This is a genomic window from uncultured Phocaeicola sp. (assembly GCF_948499155.1).
In the GTDB taxonomy this organism is placed as follows: domain Bacteria; phylum Bacteroidota; class Bacteroidia; order Bacteroidales; family Bacteroidaceae; genus Phocaeicola; species Phocaeicola faecalis.
Genome location: NZ_CAOOSE010000011.1, coordinates 52491 through 74052, shown reverse-complemented (window position 1 = coordinate 74052; position 21562 = coordinate 52491). Strand labels below are relative to the sequence as shown.

The 21562-nt window shown below is 43.2% G+C and carries 25 protein-coding genes; 9 read left to right on the top strand and 16 right to left on the bottom strand.

The window, feature by feature from the left end:
• The first annotated feature begins 28 nt into the window (after positions 1 to 28).
• From QYT14_RS10055 to QYT14_RS10025, 7 genes are all read left to right on the top strand, one after another.
• The gene (locus tag QYT14_RS10055; RefSeq protein WP_237040519.1) at positions 29 to 877 is read left to right on the top strand and encodes a helix-turn-helix domain-containing protein; all 849 of its coding nucleotides are present in this window, start codon (positions 29 to 31) and stop codon (positions 875 to 877) included.
• 80 nt (positions 878 to 957) lie between these two features.
• Positions 958 to 1551, top strand: coding sequence for a DUF417 family protein (locus QYT14_RS10050; RefSeq protein WP_237040520.1), 594 nt, complete (start codon positions 958 to 960; stop codon positions 1549 to 1551).
• A gap of 26 nt (positions 1552 to 1577) precedes the next feature.
• Complete coding sequence (locus QYT14_RS10045; protein ID WP_237040521.1) at positions 1578 to 2933, top strand: FAD-dependent oxidoreductase; 1356 nt, start codon at positions 1578 to 1580, stop codon at positions 2931 to 2933.
• A 106-nt stretch (positions 2934 to 3039) separates the two neighbouring features.
• Complete coding sequence (locus QYT14_RS10040) at positions 3040 to 3900, top strand: ABC transporter ATP-binding protein (protein WP_288325356.1); 861 nt, start codon at positions 3040 to 3042, stop codon at positions 3898 to 3900.
• Positions 3893 to 4651 (top strand): hypothetical protein, encoded by a 759-nt coding sequence (locus QYT14_RS10035; protein WP_288325355.1) that lies wholly within the window; start codon positions 3893 to 3895, stop codon positions 4649 to 4651. Before QYT14_RS10040 ends, QYT14_RS10035 begins: the two co-directional genes overlap by 8 nt.
• A gap of 4 nt (positions 4652 to 4655) precedes the next feature.
• Positions 4656 to 5015: a GntR family transcriptional regulator gene (locus QYT14_RS10030; RefSeq protein WP_237040524.1), complete on the top strand. Its 360-nt coding sequence runs from the start codon at positions 4656 to 4658 to the stop codon at positions 5013 to 5015.
• Positions 5016 to 5240: 225 nt separating this feature from the next.
• Complete coding sequence (locus tag QYT14_RS10025; RefSeq protein WP_288325354.1) at positions 5241 to 7577, top strand: TonB-dependent receptor; 2337 nt, start codon at positions 5241 to 5243, stop codon at positions 7575 to 7577.
• A gap of 71 nt (positions 7578 to 7648) precedes the next feature.
• On the opposite strand, the gene QYT14_RS10020 is transcribed toward QYT14_RS10025, so the two are convergent.
• From QYT14_RS10020 to QYT14_RS09960, 13 genes are all read right to left on the bottom strand, one after another.
• Complete coding sequence (locus tag QYT14_RS10020; protein WP_288325353.1) at positions 7649 to 8116, bottom strand: hypothetical protein; 468 nt, start codon at positions 8114 to 8116, stop codon at positions 7649 to 7651.
• Positions 8117 to 8122: 6 nt separating this feature from the next.
• On the bottom strand, positions 8123 to 8719 hold the full coding sequence (locus QYT14_RS10015) for a hypothetical protein (RefSeq protein ID WP_288325352.1): 597 nt from the start codon (positions 8717 to 8719) through the stop codon (positions 8123 to 8125).
• A 2-nt stretch (positions 8720 to 8721) separates the two neighbouring features.
• Positions 8722 to 9486 (bottom strand): TIGR04255 family protein, encoded by a 765-nt coding sequence (locus tag QYT14_RS10010; protein ID WP_288325351.1) that lies wholly within the window; start codon positions 9484 to 9486, stop codon positions 8722 to 8724.
• Between the two features lie 92 nt (positions 9487 to 9578).
• A complete protein-coding gene (locus tag QYT14_RS10005) occupies positions 9579 to 10037 on the bottom strand; it encodes a lipocalin-like domain-containing protein (protein WP_289307602.1) in 459 nt (152 codons plus the stop codon).
• Positions 10034 to 11536, bottom strand: a complete 1503-nt coding sequence (locus tag QYT14_RS10000) for a capsule assembly Wzi family protein (RefSeq protein ID WP_289826333.1) — start codon at positions 11534 to 11536, stop codon at positions 10034 to 10036. Before QYT14_RS10000 ends, QYT14_RS10005 begins: the two co-directional genes overlap by 4 nt.
• Positions 11537 to 11566: 30 nt before the next feature.
• Positions 11567 to 11782 carry a hypothetical protein gene (locus QYT14_RS09995; protein WP_288325348.1) on the bottom strand — a complete coding sequence of 72 codons (216 nt, stop codon included), beginning with the start codon at positions 11780 to 11782 and terminating at the stop codon, positions 11567 to 11569.
• Between the two features lie 17 nt (positions 11783 to 11799).
• Complete coding sequence (locus QYT14_RS09990; RefSeq protein WP_288325347.1) at positions 11800 to 11931, bottom strand: hypothetical protein; 132 nt, start codon at positions 11929 to 11931, stop codon at positions 11800 to 11802.
• A gap of 32 nt (positions 11932 to 11963) precedes the next feature.
• Positions 11964 to 12662: an Rpn family recombination-promoting nuclease/putative transposase gene (locus QYT14_RS09985; RefSeq protein WP_288325346.1), complete on the bottom strand. Its 699-nt coding sequence runs from the start codon at positions 12660 to 12662 to the stop codon at positions 11964 to 11966.
• A 220-nt stretch (positions 12663 to 12882) separates the two neighbouring features.
• Positions 12883 to 13971 carry a glycosyltransferase family 4 protein gene (locus QYT14_RS09980; protein ID WP_288325345.1) on the bottom strand — a complete coding sequence of 363 codons (1089 nt, stop codon included), beginning with the start codon at positions 13969 to 13971 and terminating at the stop codon, positions 12883 to 12885.
• A 13-nt stretch (positions 13972 to 13984) separates the two neighbouring features.
• Positions 13985 to 14956 (bottom strand): acyltransferase family protein, encoded by a 972-nt coding sequence (locus QYT14_RS09975; RefSeq protein WP_288325344.1) that lies wholly within the window; start codon positions 14954 to 14956, stop codon positions 13985 to 13987.
• A 179-nt stretch (positions 14957 to 15135) separates the two neighbouring features.
• On the bottom strand, positions 15136 to 16326 hold the full coding sequence (locus tag QYT14_RS09970) for a radical SAM protein (protein WP_288325343.1): 1191 nt from the start codon (positions 16324 to 16326) through the stop codon (positions 15136 to 15138).
• A 13-nt stretch (positions 16327 to 16339) separates the two neighbouring features.
• On the bottom strand, positions 16340 to 17524 hold the full coding sequence (locus QYT14_RS09965) for a glycosyltransferase (protein WP_288325342.1): 1185 nt from the start codon (positions 17522 to 17524) through the stop codon (positions 16340 to 16342).
• A gap of 16 nt (positions 17525 to 17540) precedes the next feature.
• Positions 17541 to 17930 (bottom strand): hypothetical protein, encoded by a 390-nt coding sequence (locus QYT14_RS09960; protein WP_288325341.1) that lies wholly within the window; start codon positions 17928 to 17930, stop codon positions 17541 to 17543.
• 132 nt (positions 17931 to 18062) lie between these two features.
• Between QYT14_RS09960 and QYT14_RS09955 the strand changes: the two genes are divergently transcribed.
• Positions 18063 to 18455, top strand: coding sequence for a helix-turn-helix domain-containing protein (locus QYT14_RS09955; protein ID WP_288325340.1), 393 nt, complete (start codon positions 18063 to 18065; stop codon positions 18453 to 18455).
• A gap of 139 nt (positions 18456 to 18594) precedes the next feature.
• Positions 18595 to 19050 (top strand): transposase, encoded by a 456-nt coding sequence (locus QYT14_RS09950; protein WP_288325339.1) that lies wholly within the window; start codon positions 18595 to 18597, stop codon positions 19048 to 19050.
• A gap of 228 nt (positions 19051 to 19278) precedes the next feature.
• On the opposite strand, the gene QYT14_RS09945 is transcribed toward QYT14_RS09950, so the two are convergent.
• From QYT14_RS09945 to QYT14_RS09935, 3 genes are all read right to left on the bottom strand, one after another.
• Positions 19279 to 19593, bottom strand: a complete 315-nt coding sequence (locus tag QYT14_RS09945; protein WP_288325338.1) for an acyltransferase family protein — start codon at positions 19591 to 19593, stop codon at positions 19279 to 19281.
• Between the two features lie 13 nt (positions 19594 to 19606).
• On the bottom strand, positions 19607 to 20635 hold the full coding sequence (locus tag QYT14_RS09940; RefSeq protein WP_288325337.1) for a glycosyltransferase: 1029 nt from the start codon (positions 20633 to 20635) through the stop codon (positions 19607 to 19609).
• A gap of 193 nt (positions 20636 to 20828) precedes the next feature.
• On the bottom strand, positions 20829 to 21554 hold the full coding sequence (locus tag QYT14_RS09935) for an AAA family ATPase (RefSeq protein ID WP_288325380.1): 726 nt from the start codon (positions 21552 to 21554) through the stop codon (positions 20829 to 20831).
• Positions 21555 to 21562: the final 8 nt, after the last annotated feature.

Below are 21562 nucleotides of genomic sequence, written 5' to 3'. Positions count from 1 at the left end.
TATTTATACCGACAATAAACTATGAATTATGGAATACCGTTTTAACACACCGCTCAATGGTAATATAGCGATGACTTACCGTTATCATGAGGATACTGCTCTCCAGCGTGATAAAAGCTTGTATAAATTTGTATGGGTACAAAGTGGCACACTGGATATAGAAGTAGACCACGTGGTGATGCACCTTGAAAAAGATGAAATAATTTCGCTTACTCCTTTGCATCATGTAGAGGTGAAAAAGGTGGAGGGTGAATATCTCACCTTCTTGTTCAATAGCAATTTTTATTGCATTTACGGGCATGACAATGAGGTATCATGTAATGGTTTCCTGTTTCATGGTTCGTCCCACATCATGCGCTTGCAGCTCTCTTCGGCTCAGTCGGAACAATTGAAAAGCATCATTGATATATTCACTGGTGAATTCGGTATTAAAGACAATCTGCAGGAAGAGATGCTCCGCATCATTCTGAAGCGTTTCATTATCACTTGCACCCGCATAGCCCGTGAGAAGTTGGATGTGGGGCAGGATAAGGAAAAGAGCTTTGACATTATCCGCCAGTATTATGTGTTGGTGGACAATCATTATAAGGAAAAGAAGCAGGTGCAGGACTATGCCGAAATGCTTTATCGCTCTCCAAAAACCTTATCCAATCTGTTTGCTGCCTATGGTTTGCCTTCTCCGTTGCGCATTATTCATGAGAGGATAGAAGCCGAAGCCAAGCGCTTGTTGCTTTACACCAGTAAGAGCGCAAAAGAAATAGGTGAGATATTAGGCTTTGAAGACTTGGCCGCTTTCAGCCGTTTCTTTAGAAAAATGGCGAAGGAAAGTATCTCCGAATACCGGAAAAAAGAGAAAGAGGGAATAATTGCAAACTGAAACGGCAGAATTGCCATTTCACTGATGGGAAAATCTGCCGACCTTTGCAGTGTAAGTTAAATCCTAAAAAAATAAAGCAAATGATGGCAAAATTAAATTCTCTGTTTACTGCATTTCTGACGATTGCAGCTTCAACTCAAAAGTTAGGTATTAACCTGATTCGTGTGGCAATTCTGGTGATATTCGTGTGGATTGGCGGTTTGAAATTCTGGAATTATGAGGCCGAAGGCATTGTGCCTTTTGTGGCCAACAGTCCTTTTATGAGCTTCTTTTATACTAAGAGTGCTCCCGAATATAAGGAGTATAAATTGAAAGAAGGCGAGTTTAATGAGACCAAACATCAATGGCATGAAGAGAATAACACCTATGGCTTTTCTCATGGATTGGGCATTTTGATTATGACCATTGGCATTCTTACCTTCTTGGGCATTTTCTCTCCGAAAATCGGTTTGATAGGTGCAGGCTTGGCTATTATCATGACATTGGGAACGCTGTCTTTTCTTGTGACGACTCCCGAAGTATGGGTTCCCGACTTAGGTAGCGGTGAACATGGTTTTCCTTTGCTGACAGGTGCCGGCCGTTTGGTTATTAAAGATACGGCTATCCTGGCAGGTGCGCTTGTCGTGCTGTCGGATTCGGCCCGGGCGATATTAAAACAACAAAATAAAGAATAATCCTCCCACTAAAAACAAGTAAGATTATGAAGCAATATGATGCAATAATAATAGGCTTTGGCAAAGGCGGTAAAACATTGGCTGCTGAGTTGGCCAAAAGAAATGAAAAGGTGGCTGTTATTGAGCGTTCCGATAAGATGTATGGAGGTACCTGCATTAATATTGGATGCATCCCTACAAAGACATTGGTTCATCAGGCAAAGCTGGCTCCGGCAAAGGCGTCGTGGGAAGAAAAGAAAGCCTATTATGCTCAGGCTATCGCTCAAAAAGAAGAGGTAACCTCTTTCTTGCGTCAGAAGAATTATCATAATCTGGCAGACAATCCCCATGTTACGGTCTATACAGGTATTGGTTCTTTTGTGAGTACGGATGTGGTGGAAGTGGTGACGCATGATGAGACCTTGCAGTTGCAGGCTCCCCGGATTTATATCAATACAGGTGCGGAGACTATTATTCCGCCTATCGATGGAGTGAAGGATAATCCGTTGGTATATACCAGCACTTCCATTATGGAACGGAAGGATTTGCCCGAAAAACTGATTATTGTAGGTGGCGGTTACATCGGTCTGGAGTTTGCGAGTATGTTTGCTTCGTTCGGTTCGCAGGTAGTGGTGCTGGAAGGCAATTCCGAGTTAATCTCCAGAGAAGACAGGGATATCGCATCCGTTGTGAAGGAAACTTTGGAAAAGAAAGGCATTGTATTCTGTCTGAATGCCAAAGTGCAATCAATCCATGAAGGGAAAGTAGTCTACCGGGATGCGGTGAACAGTGAACTGCATTCATTGGAGGCTGACGCCGTATTGTTGGCGACAGGGAGAAAACCGAATACAGCCGGATTGAATTTACAGGCGGCTGGAGTGAAGGTAAACGAGCGTGGCGCTATCATTGTAGACGGGCATTTAAGGACAACCAATCCCAATATCCGTGCGATAGGGGATGTGAAGGGTGGTTTGCAGTTCACCTATATCTCATTGGACGATTACCGTATTATCCGTGAAGATTTATTCGGCAATGGCAGACGGAATCTGAACGACCGTGAACCGGTGAGCTATTCTGTCTTTATTGACCCTCCTTTGTCGCGTATCGGATTGAGTGAAGAGGAGGCCAGGCAGAAAGGGCTGAATATTAAAGTCAACAAACTTCCTGTAGCGGCTATTCCTCGTGCACGTACTTTGGGAGATACGGCCGGCCTGTTTAAGGTAGTGGCAGATGCAGATACCAATCAGATTTTGGGATGTACTCTGTTCGGCCCTGAATCCGGCGAGGTAATCAACAGTGTGGCCATGGCAATGAAGACCAATCAGCCTTATACATTCCTTCGCGATTTCATCTTTACACATCCCAGTATGAGTGAGGCTCTGAATGATTTGATGAACTTTTAGCAGAATATTCTCTGTTAAATAAAGATAAAATAGAAGAAGACTTATCATTTGTATAGAAGAAAATATGTAGTTTTAGTGTGTTATATAAGTAAAACACCTATTATTAATGATAAGTATCAGAGAATTAGATTTTTATTATAAATCAAAGGAGCAGGTATTAGACCATATTTCTTTGAATATACATACAGGCATCTATGGGCTGTTAGGTGAAAACGGAGTTGGTAAAACCACTTTGCTTCATCTGATAGCCGGTTTGCTTTTTCCAAAGTCCGGGCAAATATTCTTGCAGGCCGGTAAAAACATTTACGAACCTTGTTATCGTATGCCGGAAGCAATGCGTCTGCTGGCCTTTCTGCCTACCGATTTCAGAATGCCTTCGACAAGCATTGCATCGTTTGCCCGTTATCACTCTCCTTATTATCCCGATTTCAGTGAAGAAGTGTTGGAATTGAATTTGAAAGAGTTCGGGTTGGAACCTTCCCAAAAGCTCTCCCGACTTTCTTACGGACAGCAGCGGAAAGCGATGCTTGCCTATTTATTATCCCTCAATACCCCGATTACATTGTTGGATGAACCCACCAACGGATTGGACATCTCTTCGCGTTTGGCATTAAAGCGTATGTTGGCACGTACAGCTTCCGATGACAAATGCCTTATCATCTCCACTCATCAGGTGAGTGATTTTGAGAATCTGTTCGACCATCTTGTCATCTTGGGTGAGAATAGGGTATTGCTTGACAGTTCGGTAGAAGAAATCACTTCCCGTCTGCTATTCGCCCGCACAGATGCCCTGCCAGCACAGGCTTTGTATTCCCATCAGACAGTTCGGGGATATGCATCAGTGGTAGAAAATGAGATAGGAGAAGAAACTACTCTTGAGTTGGAATTACTTTATAAAGCTGTTCTGCAAAATCCAGACCGCATTCGTGAACTATTTTCTAAAGAAAGGAGGACTACCTATGTTTAGCCTGTCTAGATTTATCCTGTTAGAGAAGAATAAATGGCGGGAGACTCGTATCCATTTGGGTGTGATGGCTGCTCTGACTGCCATTATCTATTTTATTTGCATATTGGTAGATTTTAACAATAACAGTGATATGGCCGTCCAGCAGACGTACGGACATCATGCTGTCATATTTGTTTTGATGTTATTGATAATGGCTCCCTGCTTTCTTGAGCCTTCCATTAATAAGCGTAACTCTATATTTGACATTCTTTTACCCTCTACCACATTGGAAAAGTTTCTTCATATCTGGTTGAAATACCTTGTTGTCATCCCTGTCTTTGTCTGGCTGGTGATGCAGGTGCTCAACGGACTGTTCGGTTTGAGTGGTGTTCCCTACCTACAGCATTTGGCATCGGATACTTCCTTTGTCACCTCCGTTCGTGTGGACCATATTGGAATGTTATGCCTTGTTCAACCGATTTTCTTTGTGGGGTGTGTCTGCTTCAAGAGTAAGAATCTGCTGAAGTCTTTTGGCGTTTTGGGAGTCCTTATGCTTTTGTTTGTACTGATAGTCAAACTCTTTGGTCTTATGATACCCGAAGATACCAAAGGCTATGCAATGTGGAATATAGCCTCCTATGCAGAGTGTAATTATCCTCTGTCTTTTGCGGATACGATGTTGATTGATGCCGGGAATATCCTTTTCCCCATTCTTTATATCATATCCTCGTGGGTAGCGGCTTATTTTATTTTACGTGAAAAGGAGGTATGACACAATGGATTTTAAAACCAATAAACCTATCTATCAACAAATTGTAGACTTCTGTTTCAGCAAGGTGTTGACAAAGGAGTGGAAGCCCGAGGAACGTGTTGTCTCCGTCCGCGAGTTGGCTGCTCTTCTGGCAGTCAATCCCCATACGGTGCTGAAAGCTTATGAATTCCTGCAAAGCGAAGAAATTATATATCCCAAACGGGGTATGGGGTTCTATCTGGCAAAAGATGCAGGAAAGAAAGTGATGAAACTGCAGAAGAAAGATTTCTTTGAAACCCAGTTGGAAGATACGTTTAGAGTGATGGACTTATTAGGTATCAGCATAGAGGAAATAGTAGAACGATATAAAAAGCAAAAAGAATAAAGCCTATGAAGAAATATGCGGCAAAAGCGATGTGGGCGATGATAGGGCTCTTTATACTTGGCACTTGTGTAAAGATGTATGCATTAGTTCACGGATTGAATGTTGCCCTTTAGTCCTTTTCTGTATTATTAGCTAAATATCAGATAATAAGATGGATATACCTTCTTTGATAGAGAGGGGAAGCCCTTTGTATTTTAAATTTATAAACTGTTAAATACGCAAACCATGATGAAAACGAAATTTATTTTACTGTTAATGACCTTGATTGCCACAACATCCTGGTCACAGAACATCAGTATTAAAGGCCGAGTGTTGGAGACTACTTCCGAGCCTGTTCCGTTTGCTACCGTTTCTGTGTTGACCCCGGATTCCGCTTTGGTCACCGGAACTACTTCCGACACTAAAGGAGACTTTGTCGTGACGGGATTAAAGAAAGGCGATTACCTCCTTTCCATTTCCTACGTCGGCTATATGCCGGTCGGGATAGAACTGAAGAATCTGGTGAAAAACATAGAGATAGGAGAGGTGGTTTTGCAGGAAAACTCCGTAGCCTTAGCCGAGGTAACGGTGTCTGCCAGCAATATCACTCAGAAAATCGACCGTCAGATTATCCTGCCTACCGAGAGCCAGTTGAAGCGCTCCTTTGGCGCCTATGACCTGTTGAACAATATGATGATTTCCCGCTTGCAGGTAGACCCGTTGATGAATACCATGAGTGTCAGTGGCGGAGGGAGCGTGCAGGTTCGTATCAATGGTGTGAAAGTGACCTCGCGTGAGTTGGCAGCTGTTCGTGCCAAAGACGTCCGTCGTATCGAATATATCGAAGACCCCGGTAAGCGTTACGGCGATGAAAATTTGGGAGCTGTGGTCAATATCATCTTAAAGCAACGCGAGACAGGTGGACGTATCAATCTTCAGGCCACCGATTCTCCTCATGTACTGTGGGGAGAGAACTTTGTATCGGGCAAGTTCAACTATAAGAATTCGGAGTGGGGCATTGACTACTTCAACAAGAACTCAAAAAATCACTACCGCAAAGAACTGACCGAACATTACGAGTTGGGTGACAAAGTGATAGACCGTGTACAGGAAGGAGTGGACGATGCTTCCGAACGCCTTACCCTGCACAATGACATCAATTTGAGCTATAACCTGACCAAGCCCGACAAGTATATTTTCAATGCTGTTTTCCGCAATAGCATAGAAAACGTACCTTACAATAACCAGCTCAATCGTATGTCCACCCCGGGCAGCACAGACTATATCTTCTCGCAGTCCAAGACACACACTTCCAGTTATTCACCATCGTTAGACCTCTACTATCAGCTCGTCATGCCCCACGACCAGAGTTTGGAAGTCAACCTGACAGGAACGCTGATTAATACCACCAGCAATCGGGATTACAACGAATATACTCGTGCTGACGAAGATTTGGCAGGCATTCAGACCTATGTGGACGGAAAGAAACGTTCGGTTATCGGTGAAGTGGTTTACGACAAATCCTTTAAGAATATAAAGCTAAGTGCCGGTGCGCGTCACTATCAGATGCGTGCGGAAAACACATATACGGGTACCAATCCGATTCTGTCCGAGATGAATCAAGCCCAGACCTCCGCATTCTTTGAACTGCAGGGAAAAGTGAAAGACTTCACTTACGCCGGGAGTGTGGGGATGACACGTGCTTGGTTTAAAGAGAGTGGGGAAGACCATCAGTATTTCACTTTCACCCCTACCATACGTTTAGGGTTGAACTTACACAAAGCCGGTTTCCTCCGTTACCGTTTCAATGTCAGCCCCTCCATCCCTTCGCTCAGCTCGCTCACCGATGTGGAACAGGCATTGGACACCATCCAGATTGTTCGCGGAAATCCTCTGTTGAAGACATTCCGGAAATACTCCAATTCATTGAATTATAATCTTTCTTTCAAGAAAGTAGGAATAAACTTCAGTGCCCGTTATAATTATTATGACAAACCCATCATGGAGAGTCTTTATGTAGAAGATGGAAAGTTGGTGATGATGGACGAGAACCAACGATATTTCCAAGACTTGAACTTCGAGCTTGGTGTAAACGTCAACTCCCTGAGCATCGGCAGTCTGAAAGATTTTATGTCACTGGGCCTTTCTGCCGGATACACCGATACATGGTCACGCGGAAAGAACTATAGTCACCGTTATGACAATTTCTATTGCAATGCCTTCTTCTCATTGCAATATCGTCATTTTATGCTGATGGGGCAGTATCGTAAGTTCCAGAATGCTCTTTACGGCGAGACCATCCGCAAAGGGGAGAACCAGACCGTATTCATGCTTGCCTATGCACGCCAGAACTTTCAGGTGGGAGCCGGCATCATGTTCCCCTTCACCAACAATTACCGGACGGGCGAAGAGCGCATCAGCCGGATAGCTCCCTATCATTCTTGGCAATACGTGAAAGAAGCCGGACAAATGGTAATGCTTCGTCTGTCTTACGGCATCGAGTTCGGACGCAAACATAAAGCGGGAAATAAGAAGCTGAATAATGTAGATAAAGAAAGCGGTATTATCAATACGGACCGATAAAATAAAAGCGATAACGTCTGTTTATGTAAGAGCAGACGTTATCGCTTTAAAATATCATGGATGGATATAATTTATTGCAGAGGTACACTTATGACCTCATCCACAATATTACAAAGCATCAATTGAATTCCTAACAACCATGATGGGATAATTTCTTGTCCGGTATGCCTTAATTTTGATTTGTCATCCAAGGTAAAAGAAATGCCGGCATGTGCTTTGTAACTTTCTTCATAGTATGAATCCAGAGATATACGTTGTGAGACAGACCTTATATTTTTCGCATTTAATTTTATAACACCCCAAAAAGAATCTTTTTTTAGCGGCCATCGCTTTATCTTATATCCGTGTTTGATAACCTCTTCCAGTGTGGAAAAGTATTCTCTGTCCAGTGATACATAATCTTCATCCTTGTGGTATAAAGAAAAAATTTCAGGAGAGAGTTCTTTATTCTCATTAATACATCCGGGATAGGAAATCAGTCTGAATAATGTTTCATCGTCAGTAATAGTATAGCGTTTGTCTATTTCTGTACTGTCCATCTCATTCTATAATTTGTTGTAGAAGCCTTTTACAGCATCAGCATTATCTAAATTAAAATCATTGTTTATCATTTCTTTTCCATTTTTAGGTAGAATAGCATAAGAGAATTCTTTGGTTCCAATGTTGACTGTTGCCAGTCTGGAACTATCGTTCCATTTAAGCAATATTGTACCGTTTACTCTGGAGAATACATGAACGGATTCCAACAAATTATCATCGGGACAAATATCAATAAAGTTCAACGCGTTTTGAATGATTGTTTCCGACGGTTTCTGCATATCATATTTATTCCACTCAATGCTTGCCGGTAAATCATTGATAATGGTGGCTAATATATCTTTGTTCTTTACAATTGATGATAGTCTCTTCTCCCATACAGTGGGAACTGTATATTCCGTTTGAACAGCTTCCTTTGTATAAATTTTAAAGTCTTTTATATCGGTTGGTGATGTGGGTGTAGTGAGCATAATACTGGAAAAATAGAGTATTAATACTACTTTCCCTGATTTATACACCATAGATTCCATAGCTCCTTTAGGAGAGTATAAATCCTGTACTATATCTTTTTCTATATCTTTTTTTACCAATTGAAAGTTTGCCATGCTCATTCCACCTCTCTGCTCATAATTTGAATAATCTGTTCGGTTATACTCCAATGATATGCATTAAACAATATTGTGTTCAATTGATTAAAAACATCTTCTATATCCGACAAGTCAGTAGGTTGCAACATCTCAATACTTGAATCTAAAATGATTCTTTCCTTATCGTGGTTTTCATCTTTGGCAATAAATCCATATTTTAGTTTAAGAGAAGAATATTCTCCCTTAAATACTTTTTCATTCATCCACTGCGTTACATTCTGATTTTCCGGTATTTGTGATTTAAAGTTTCCATTTTCTAGTAACTCTTTTGAGAAAATCTTTCCCATAAGTGTTTCAGTTAATGTCCTTTTGCTTGCTATATTGCTATATGGCCATATATTAATCTTTCTGATTTCGCAAGATTGGATTTTATCTAATTTGGCAACCGATTCTATGAAAGTTTTTGCTATTTTGATATAGGGAATAACCGATTCTTTGAATGTTTTATAATTTTTCCTTCCTATTTTTATTATGAGTCGTTTGTTTGTGATATAGAAATCTATAGCCATCTCTTGAGAAGAAATCACCACTCCATTCTCTGTTATGGCTTCTTCTTTTTCAATGTTGATATTGAAAGATTCTAATGCGAAATGTTGGAGGTCACTGAATACATCCTTTATTGAAAGTCTGTCTTTAATGCTTTCATATTGTATTTCTACAAATGTATTTTGTAAGAACGTATTCTTGTAAATACGATGCTCTATTTCTTTAAAAGGGTAATCCATGTGACATTCTTTTAACTGTTTCTTTATCTGATATTGCAAATGTACATATTTTAATTGAGAAATGCCATTTCCTTTGAATTTATTCGTTTATGCTAAAACCTTTTCAGCATCAGTGTAGCATAATCGGATTTCAAAACCAACTCCTTTCCGTTGGCTTTCACCACTTCAAACTCTGTATCCAAAGCATTGATGCCATAGGGGAGAAGCTCCTCCACCGTGACATCCTTTTTATCATCGCTTGTGGCTTTTCTTCCTTTGAAGTCCCTCATCCGCACATTTCCATTCTCCTCATGCTCAAACCGTCCGATGACCGGCCTGTGCGGTGTGCCGCTCTGCTTGGCTGCTATTTCCACCACCCACAACTGGATACTGTAATAAATCCGATCACACACATGCACCTTACCGTCAGCTACCGTTGTATATTCCACCAACTCCCAGTGCCCTTCCATATCACTGTCGATAGCCTCCTTCTGGCATCCTCCCATGACGAGGCACAGCAGGACAGCCGCCACCACTCCCGACAAAAACTTTAATCCGCATCTATTTCTCATATTCCGAATCCTCCTGTCTTTCTTACCGTCAGCATGGCTCCCATGCTGTTACCCAGATAATTCCCCCTGTCCGTGGCAAGGGCAACCGTGGCACTCCAACCTGTCCATTTCCGTGGGCAGTAACTCACTTCCACCATGCCGCTGAATTGCTTCCTCACCTTGTCCAGCGGAATCGGATAAGTCCCCCAATGCCGCACATACGATGCCAGCACACGGTAGTTCCATTCACGGTCCGGCTCTCCGCAGAAGCCTATGTGGTGGGCTTTTACGCGGGTACTCTTAAACAGCACCGTTCCGTCGTCATTATATACAGGTCCCGGAATCAGTCCGTTGCCCATACCCATTCCCCAGTGCTGCCATGCCAGGTATTGGCCGTTATTGAAATAGTTGTCACCACCGCTTATCTGGAATTCGGAAAACGAGCCGGCTATTCCGTCATACAGAATCGGCCCCGTCTGGTCCTTCGTGCTGAGACCTTCCCACAGCACCCGGCTCACCCACCGGTTCCGGGGCAATGTCACTTCCAGTCCCAACTGTCCGTCCTTCCACACACCATACTCCATGAACATCTGCGAATGATCCTCGAAGAAATGCTCCATATAGGCCCTTATCTTCCAGTCACCGGCATAATAGGAAAGCGCCGCATTCCAGCTTCCGCTATGGTTTCCCTCCACATTCTGCAGCGTACTCTCCTGAGTAGGCACCAGCGCCTTGAAGAAACTCTTCAGACCGGTCGGATACTTCTGGAGCAGCTTTATACTTCCGTCCGCATTCTTCACATACCTTTTTCCCCCGAACTGTGCGATGTCCAACAACCCTATTTCCAGTTCCAGAGGCAGCTTCTCCCTGTTGCCGAACTGCAGCATCAGTGATTTGCTGTGATACAGCACATCCTTCAGAAACGGTTTGTCCGCTCCGGCAAACTCTTCCTGCCAATTGCCGTCCGTGCACACGCCGTAAGCGATATGCCCTTTCAGTGCCAGCCAGTTGCCGGTAAAGGGTACCGTCAGATATTCGGGCAATCCCACCCTCACTTGCGGAATGGGTCTTGCGTTTGCCCCCTCCACCATCATGCCGCTGCTCAGCCTCACATCCTTTTCCAGCGGGAATCCGTTTCTCTCCTTACTCCCGATGCTCATCCTTATCGCTTTCCATGCAACATCCATGTAAGCCTGTTGCACAAAGAAGTCCGCAGTCAGATTCTTTCCTCCTGCCAAGTCTGCGCCGGCCTGTATCTTCCATCCATGACGCCATTCCTTCCGCCATTGCATACCGGCACGCAGATAAGCACTTTTCGGCTCTTGCGAAGACAGCCCATAACGATTGGCGGTGAACCACAGCGGAGCATACGTTCCATCGGCAACCGAGACGGAGGTCTCTACACGGTAAGAAAACGGAGTGGACGCTTCCTGTTCCTGTGCCGACAGGCAGAGGGTGGTGCAGAAAGTGAATGCTGTTGTGAAAAGTGATTTCCATTCTTTATCTATACTTCGTGCCATACCATTAAATATTTATTTATTCTTTTTTCGTTATCGGTGTTCTTCTCTTATATCGCTCAGTTTTTTCACTACTCTTTCTTTTTCGGGACTTAGCTTTCCTTGCTTAATCAGTTCCATGTTGTATTTCCACCAGTTAAGCAGTCCTCTGTGCTCCACTTTCTTCTTATTGGGCAGGTGATGTTGTTTACTGATGTACACTTTAAGATTCTCGTAATTCGCCTGCCATTTTTCTTCTCTTGTAGTCATCTTTAAAATCTGAATCCTTACGATTTCTCCAACTGTAATTTTATCTCGTTCAAGGCATCCATTGACAATCCGGTCGCCTCCGACACAATATCGGGAGACACGCCCAAACGGAGAAGATTCTCCGCTGCGTCCAATATTCCTTTCTTCATGCCCCTCTCCATGCCTTTGCGCTCGGCCGTTCTCACCCATTTATTAAGTCGCGGTACACTTTAAGGCTTTCTTCATAGCGCTGCTCCGCTTCGGAATAATGGGCTATCTCAGCCGTGGCAAAAGCTTTCTCGAAAATCTTGCTCTGAAGCTTGGTAGGGCAACCATCCAACACCTCCATGTGACAAAGCAGGAACAGCCATTTGTCGAAGTTCGTCTCCAGTTCGGCCTCCGTTTTATGGAACTTAAGCAGCTCCAGATAGATATAGGTCAGCTTATGGTAAAAAACGCTTTGCGTGTTCTTGTCATACAGCACCACCTCGTGATGCAGCAAGTCATCGTTCAAAGGGGACTTGTCGAATACGAAGTCGAGCAAGCCTATCGTATAGATGGCCTTCAATTCAAAATCCCAGTCGTTTCCGCGTTTGGCCTGCTCGCGTATCGGAAAGGTGGAATAGAATATGCTCCTGTCCTTGAAATAATCCTGTTCGGCTTTCTGCATCTCCACGATGAACTTCTCGCCGCGCTCGTTCTCGCAATACACATCGAAGACGGCCTTGCGGTCGAACGCTCCTTCCCCCAACTGCTCGGTGGTGAGAAAAGTCAGCGTCGTGATACGGGACTCTTCGGGCAATATCGTATTCAGGAAATCAATCAAAAGGTCTTTGTTTATCTCTGTGCCGAACAGTTTTTTGAAACCGAAATCGGTAAAGGGGTTGATGTATCTGCTCATGACATTCTGCTTTTAAGCAAACATTACAACAACAAAGGTAGAAATTCCGGATGGATATACAAACAATATGGCGGAATAATGAATGGCGCGGCCACCGTTATAATGTACATTCGCCCAGCAGAGTATAAACTTGCATTGAGAATTGACCTCTGCTACCAAGTGTTTGCTTACATTAGAATAAAGTTGGTTCGGTTTTATGTTTAACGGTTCGATTAACTATTTAATGAACAAATTCTTGATATATCGTTATCACTTGATTCGCAATTATATCCCAGTCATACTGGCTCATGTCATACTTCTCATGATGATACTCTGCATCTACAAGCTTCTGTATGCGCGCAGCTAGTGCATCTACATCACCGCAAGGGAAATAACACTCCTTGTCTAGTCTTACTTCGAGATTGGCAGGAATATCACTCACCACAACAGGTAGGTCATAACTCATTGCCTCTAGCAATGATATGGGTAACCCCTCATGTGATGATGGCAAGCAATAACATCGGGCATTTGTGAGCAGCGAATGGAGCTTCTGACCTTTTACAAATCCAGTCAGCACCACACCAGCCTCACGAGCCACCTTCTTCAAGTCAAGTGAATAACTATCCTCAAAGTCCGTGTCGCCAGCCAATACCAACTTCACATCTCCATGATTGATCTTCGTGAAAGCCTCCACTAGATGATGCAAGTTCTTCTCAGGCACAAATCTACACATACCCAAGATATACTTTCCCTTCTCAATGCCTAAGTCCTTAAAATATTCATGGTACTCGCAGATGTCAGGCTGCGGCACTCCATTATAAATCAGATGCACCCGCTTCGTACGGTTATACTTCCTCGCTATCAAGTCCTTGATTACATGCGAGATTACAATCACGTCATCCGCAAACATGCATCCCATGCGCTCACCCAACTTCAATACGGTTTTGGCTGCGAAGCCCCACTTGTTGCGGTCATAGTCAGGACCATGATGTGTGAACACTACCTTCATGCCTAGCATCTTCGCATAAGGCACAAGCAGCGCAGGACCGATGGCATGCACATGCAGCACATCCGCCCCAAACTTCTTCGCCTTGTTGATTGCACGAAAAGTATGTATGATCGCCTCAAACGACTTCTTCTTTGGCGTATCAATGTCCACGAGTTTCACGCCCTTCCATTCCGTGAGCGTATCGTGCACATAACTCTTTCGGCGGATGACGGTTGTGTCCACCCCTTTAGCGGCAATGCGAGGAAACAGCTCCTCGCAATGCGTCTCTACGCCCCCCATGATATTCGGAATACCACGGGTGCCGGTAACTACAAGTTTCATAAATTATGATGAATTACAGCCCGAACAGCATTCGGGTCAATTTAAATCGATTTAAAACGTACCGATGCAATACGATGGGTACAACAACACCTGCTGCAACCACAACAATTACCGAAGGCGCAAATATGTACCACACATCCGTATCCATCGGCAATTTGCGAACAATCGCCTTGATAAATCCTTCAAACGTAGTGTGAAACAAATAGATGATATAACTCGATGCCGATACCGCCATCAGCCAATGGCCTTTCTTTACTTCTGTCCATCCTTTGCAAATGCATTTAGACATCTCGATGACAAACCAGATACCAATGGCTGAAAGGATGAGACTAAAGTATGGGATAGCTGTGCATTTCATCATATACATACATTCACCTGCCACAAAGCAAAGACTGGCTATCCCCAATTTTGTGTAACTAAACGGCTGCAAAAACCGATGTAACCATTCTGTCTCAAACGCCATTACGCCCAGCATAAACCAAACGAGCATCACTGAAAACTCATGCATACAGAACATCTTCGTTAATCCTGACGGAAGAAAGTGAAGCAGTACGCCCATAGCAAACAACAAGATTCTACTTTGCTTCGTCTTAAAAAAAGGGACTAATACAAACATCCACCACAATGCCCATATAAACCAAAGAAAATATCCCGCCTCGGGTTGATAGAACATCTTCACAAAAGATAGAACTGTTACCGGATTGTCCACACTCATCCCGCCTTGCGTAGCTAGTTTGATACTGATCACTAAAGCGGAAGTAGCGAAGTAAGGAACCATCAGTCGCTTCACTTTCTTCAAGAGAAACTCTCCATAAGGCACCTCCTTCTTGGTAGCGATATACACATATCCGCTGGCAAACATAAACAGCGGCATATGAAACGAATAAATCACATCATGAACCCTCACATACCAATCCGGAGAATTATCCGGTACATAATGTCCTATCACTACGAGTATGATGCAAATAGCCTTTGCAATATCCAAGGATACAATTCTCTGATTCTTAACAGCATTTAGCTGTTGGGGGGGGTAAATGTTGTCATACTATGTTTCTTATAGTCATGGATTCACAGGATTCAACTTCATTGAAAGCATCTCCTGAAAAATAATCCTTCTAATCCTATTAATCCATGCCCCTGAATTAAATCGGTGTAATCCGATGATTATCTATCAAAATTCAAATCGCCCTGCTCCGGATCCTGACCTACAGAACAATACTTGAAGTCCAGACAAGCCTCCTTGCCCATGACAGAGCGGAGCTTATTCTTCGCAGCCCACATGAGCGGATACTTGATGTACTTGTGCATCACAGGACTCGCTGTACCCACCATCCAGCAATTCTTCGGGCACTTGCGGACTTTCTCACGCACCATAACAGCCTGATCGCTGTTCCAAATAGTCATGAAGTCAGCCTCATGGATGTTACCCATACTCCAAGTCTTCGGCGTATCACTACCCGCAGGCTTCAGTTTGTCGTTCGATACATTAGCAGGATCGGCAGCCAACTTCTCATTGTACTCCGCCACCGTCTCATCATCACCATCCAGCTTCTCCTTCTTGCCATCCATGCGAGTCTCAAGACCGTTGCAAGGCATCACCTCGCCCCATGGGTCGATAAAGAAGTTGGCCAATCCGGCTTCACAAGGCAACATACGCTTGCGGCCCTCGATATAGTTAATCAAACCCATGTTAAACCAGGCGCGGAACCAGCTCTTGGGGCTCTTCTCCTTCAGCTGCCACTCAATGAGCTGCTTAAAGTTGCCGCACACCTCGTCATGATTGGTAATAACGTTATCACCCTTGTGGAAATAATAAGAGTTGTGGAAAGCCGCCGTAGCAAACTCCAAGCCCATTGACAGTGAGAGCTGATAAAGCTTCAGCATATCGCCCGAGTTGTAGTTGCTCACGGTGCAACCGAAACCGATATCCTTCAAGCCCATTTCCTGTAGTGTCTTCAGCGTGTGGATAGCCTTGTCGAAGGTACCCTGACGGCCACGCAACTCGTCATTCTTCTCGGCCAGTCCCTCGATGGAGATGCGGATACCGATGTTGGGAAATTTCTTCGCCAGTGCTATCACGCGGTCTTGGAACCAGCCCGAGGTAGAGATTACGATACGGTCGGTGTGCTTGTAGCACTCCTCCACAATCTCGGCCAAATCTTCACGGATGAAGGGTTCTCCTCCGGTGAGGTTGATAAACTTCAACTTGGGAAGACTTTTCAAATCAGCGGCTTTAATCTCCTCCTTCTTGTCGGTAGGATTCTTCCAGATGTTACACATCACGCAGCGCATAGGACAGCGGTAAGTCAAGATAATACTTGCGTCTGTCGGACAAGGAATGTTATTAGTATCCATATCTTATTTTTTTTCATATCTTTGATTGATAAATTTTCATGATTTCATTGTAGTATTTTGAAGCATCGTAGCGTTTCTGCGCAGCAGCAGCAATAATATTATAATCAAATTCATGATTGAACATCGCCTCAATCTTATTTTGTAGATCAGCTGCGTTGCGGCTTTCGAAGGTCATGCCTGTAGCTTCATTGATAAGTTCAGTGATACCACCGATGCGAGCACCGAGTATGGGTGTGCCGAAGCATTCTGCTTCGATGACTGACAGAGGATTGTTCTCATACCACTCCGAGGGAATGACCGAAAAGCGAGCCTTTCCTGCCAATTCCTTAATCTCGTCCCACTGCTTGAAGCCCACAAACTCGATGTGCTTGCCTGCCATCGCCTTCAGTTCATCTTCTAGCGGACCACCGCCAATCACCACCAATCGGTGGTTAGGCAACCGATTGGCAGCCTCGATAAGCGTTTTAGCACCCTTCTCAGGCGAAAGACGACCGATAAAGCAGTAGTAATCCTCACGTTCGGTATAGTCAGAACGCTTACATTTTGCAGCATCGATAAAGTTGCACAGTGAACGTTGCTTGACAGGACTGAATCCCCCTTGAACCATCTTGTTGTACATAAACCGGCTGGGGCCGATAAACACATCCGTGCAGGCCTCCAGTCGCTCACGAGTCCATTTCTTCGCTTCTCGATAAGAAAGAAAGCTCGCCAGCTTTGAGTTTTTCATACACTTATACTCCAGCACCTTGTGCTTGTCCGTAAAGCATGCCTCACACACCTCATCCCCATTGCGCAAGCAATCATAGCGAGGACATAGAAGTTTATAATCGTGCAGCGTCCACACTACACGGATACCGCGTGTGTGAGCTATTTCAGCTATCACGGGTGACAGCTGTGAGTGGATGTTGTTGAGGTGTACCACATCCGGCTGAAAGTCATCGAGCAGCGCGGTAAACTTCTTCTTCACTTCCGCTGTGCCGAAGGGGCGCATGAACGCCTCAATCATCCCCGGCCCCGGCTTGAACTTCACCTCCTTGGGGAAATACTTTTTCCAGGGCGTGTCCAGATTTTCCGGAAAGTCCATGGCAAACACTGCCACCTCGTGCCTCTGCTCCTTCAACAACTGCTCTAGATTGAGCATATAGATGCAGTCGCCACCCCGTCGGTAGTAAAACTTGTTGGCTAAAACTATCTTCATTATACTGGAAAAACTTTTATTTCAATAATTTGAATGAGAATATTCGTTTAATTACTATATGACTCACAAATGCAATCACAATATCCATCGCCAGCACTGCCATTAATGAACAAGTAGCCCTCCATTCACCCATCCAAGGCTTGAAGAAAGCCAAAGGAATACCTTGAGCCAAATACATCTCAAAAGATATGTTGCTGAAAAAGTTGACTATCTTATTTGATGGGATAGGTCGCAACCGCATCATCACCGCCACAGAAATAGAAGTGATGAGTAGTGAATTGATGTCCTTGAACAACATTGCATTGAGTGTCCCATATCCACCTACAGCTAAAGGCAGCATCACACTCCAGTTTATCTTTGACTCGAAGAACTTCATGATAGGCTGTTCTTGGATGCGGTAAAGCATGCCCAATGCAAAAGCAGGCGATGATGCATACCAATAAGTAGATGTTGAAAATTAGTTTATATCGAAAATTTTGCATAGCTTTATATAAACTCATAAATACATATAGTTATCGCAAAGATCAAAGTTATCCAATTGACAGACGAGCAACGTCTGCAATTAGAGAAAGGTTTCCGTACCGGCCACAGCCATGCGTACCGTATGCGTTTCCGCGCAATTCTTCTAAAATCACAAGGTGTGAAATCAAAAGATGTTGGGGCGCAAACGGAAATGACACATATATCGGTGAATGCTTGGGTGAAACGCTTCGAGGCAGAAGGCATCACAGGTTTAGGTACACGTTCCGGACGTGGTCGTAAGCCTATAATGGACTGCTCGGACGAAGAAGCGGTTCGCAAGGCTATCGAACAAGACAGGCAGAGCGTGAAGAAAGCCAAGGAAGCCTGGCAGCAGGTCTCTGGCAAGGAAGCGAGCGAGAGTACATTCAGGGCTTTTTTATCCGCATTGGCGCGAGATATAGACGTATAAGGAAGCGTCCTAAGGGCAAACCCTCGCCGCAGCTCTATGTGTACAAGACCGAGAACTGCAAGAACTCGAAACAAAGGCAGAAGAAGGACTCATAGACCTTTACTTTGCTGACGAAAGCCATGTCTGTACCGAAGGATACATGCCTTACGGCTGGCAATTCCGCGATGAAGATGTCTTCATCCCTTCCCAAAGGGCGCATCGGCTCAATATCTTCGGAATGATTGACCAGAACAACCGCTATGAAGGGTTTTCCACTCAAGAGAGCATTACCGCGGACAAGGTTGCGGACTTTCTCGACAGACTTTCCTTCCGTATTAAGAAAGACACTTTTGTTGTCCTTGACAATGCCTGTGTTCACCGTGGAAAACTCATCGCTGAACTCAGGCCTATATGGGAGAAACGCGGACTGTTCCTTTTCTTCCTGCCGCCATACAGCCCACATCTCAACATCGCCGAAACGTTGTGGCGTATACTCAAAGGCAAATGGCTCAGACCTGCGGACTATGTATCCGCAGACTCTCTGTTCCATGCTACAAACAGAGCACTGGCGGCAGTTGGAGATGAACTCGTTATCAATTTTGTCCATGCGGCTTAGTATGATTTAATTTTTACAAATTACTTATCTACCCAGTTCAAGACTTAGCCCGACGGAATACCATACTAGAATACCCAGTAAAACCTGACTCGCTCTTGCTGCGATAGAAGCCCGTATTTTAATTATTATATGTATATATATCGAGAGCAACACGATTACGAACCAACTATGGGGCAGGAAATGACCTATGTCGTTATTTGTGAATACGGATATAGCCGACTGTCCTAACTATAGCGGATTGAATGCTACCCAAAGGGCTAATATGAACAGATAAGGAAGCAATACTTTCAAGAAACGCTTCTTGAAAAAGCCGTCAAAATAATGCGGATTCTTCAAATAAGAGGCAATGATACCATAACCTGATATAAAGAAAAAAAGAATTACTACAGATATTCCTGCGTAATAAAATGGGTGAATCCAAGCTGTATCCAAGAAATGATTGGATAAGTGGTGGATAATAATAATGAATGGCAACACTGCCTTCATCAATGTTGTTTTCGACTTGTCAAAAGTATAAAGTGTTTGCATAATCTTAAAATTCATTGAATGAGACTTATTATATTTTCATTGCCTTTATTAAAGCTTTTCCCATACTTTTGCGCGAGAAACTATCCAAATAGCTCTTTCGTGCTTTCGCTCCAAGTTCAGCCATTTGTTCTTTATTTGCTAATAGTTCAGCAATCATCAGCGCAGCTTTCTCTACATTTTTAGGTATGCAGAGGCCATTCTCCTGATTACGGACATACATTTCAGCCAATGTGCTGGGAGCAGTCACTATCGAAGGTTTGCTGAACATCATGCCCGTCAGCAATACGGTGTCTCCAGAACAGATATTGCTATCCTCAATGGGAGTAATGCACAGATTGCAAGAATTGAACCAAGCAAACGAATCATCATATTTGATATCATCTCTGTGAATGACATTACTAGGCAAAGCACCTGCCGGCTTCCATGTATCACTAGCTATCACCAATCGACTATTCTTTAGGCAAGGCTGGTTCCATACTTTTACCAAGAAATCAAAGTCTCTATTGGACCGACCTATCGACAATGAGAAATCCTGTATAGGAGCTTTGTGGTCTTTCATCTCGTTGAAAGTGTCAGGCACACCAAACCCCGTAACGATAAACTTCTCTGCAGCAACACCTAAATCTTTTGTGCAAATATTAACATAGTTTAAAGATGGTATATGAAGATAGTCCAAATATTGATTGTTACAGGCATACTTCATGTAGTTATGATACAGCTTTCCAATGAGTCCAGCTTTCCGCTTATAGGTGAAGTTCACTGCAACCAAGGTATTTGTTTTCTTCACATGAAAGAGACGGCAGTAGAGCGCATAGTTGATGGCATAGAATTGCTGCCATCCCAAAATGATACCATATTGCTTGCGATGTAGAAACACCTTGAATGGATAGACAAAATAGGCTGCATAGCGAGCTAAGTTCCGCCAAGCCGTGCTATGGCTACCATTGCTAATGGATGATAACGTCTCAAACTGTTTGCCTGATTGCTCCATGCAGCCCTTGGTGAAGGTTGACACTTCTTCTGGACAGCAGTCGGCAAGAATGATATTTTGTTTCATAATTTTTTTATCGATTTATTGTTTAAATACTATAGTATATCAAATGCATCTTCAGACCAATTTCTTATGGTATCCATTTTATCAGAATTTAAGTAAGACTTTAAGTGTTTGTAGTTAATATGATAAAGTAGAACTAAAAGAGCTTTGGCTGTCCTTCCCTTTTCTTCAATCGTATAAAACTCCATGAAGTCATCTAATTATAAATACGCTCTTCTGAATGACTTTCTCCATTCAGAATTAATCTATACATAAAGTTTTTGTAGAATCCTCTTTTATTCTCAGGCAACAAGTTTAATACTTCTTCATCTCGAAATGCACTTTCAAAACTATTCGAATAAACAAATGTCGCATATGCTTCTAGCACTTTACGCATTATATTACCTATAGATAAATCAGTAGACTCTACACCTGTATTGATAAAATCATAAATCTGATTTAAAAGTCTTTTATATTCACTTCTGCTTTTTTTGTTTTGAATAGATTCTTCTACTAATTGATAATTCTTTAATTGGACAATTGGTTTAGGATGCTGAAGTAATTCTGCTTGTATTTTATGTAAGTTGAATACAGTCTGCAAATCATGCGTAAGTATCAAAATCTTGCTTTTAGGGTTCTTTTTTAAAATCTCAGCAGATTCTTTTCGTAAAAGAGACATCACACCAACAACATTTTCTTTATCAAAACTTGAAATAGAATCATCAATGCAAACAAGGCATTCATACTCATATTCGTGACCAACCTCACATCCTTCTGATATATTAGCGAAGAAATAGCAGAGACCAAGGATTCCTCTTTCGCCTGTAGACACTTTTTGAAACTTTATATCTTGACCATTAACTTGGAGTTTATAACATCCATTATCTGGTATTAACTTCATATGCTCTTTGCTATAAAAAGCATAAGCAAGTAGTTTGTTAATTCAATAGT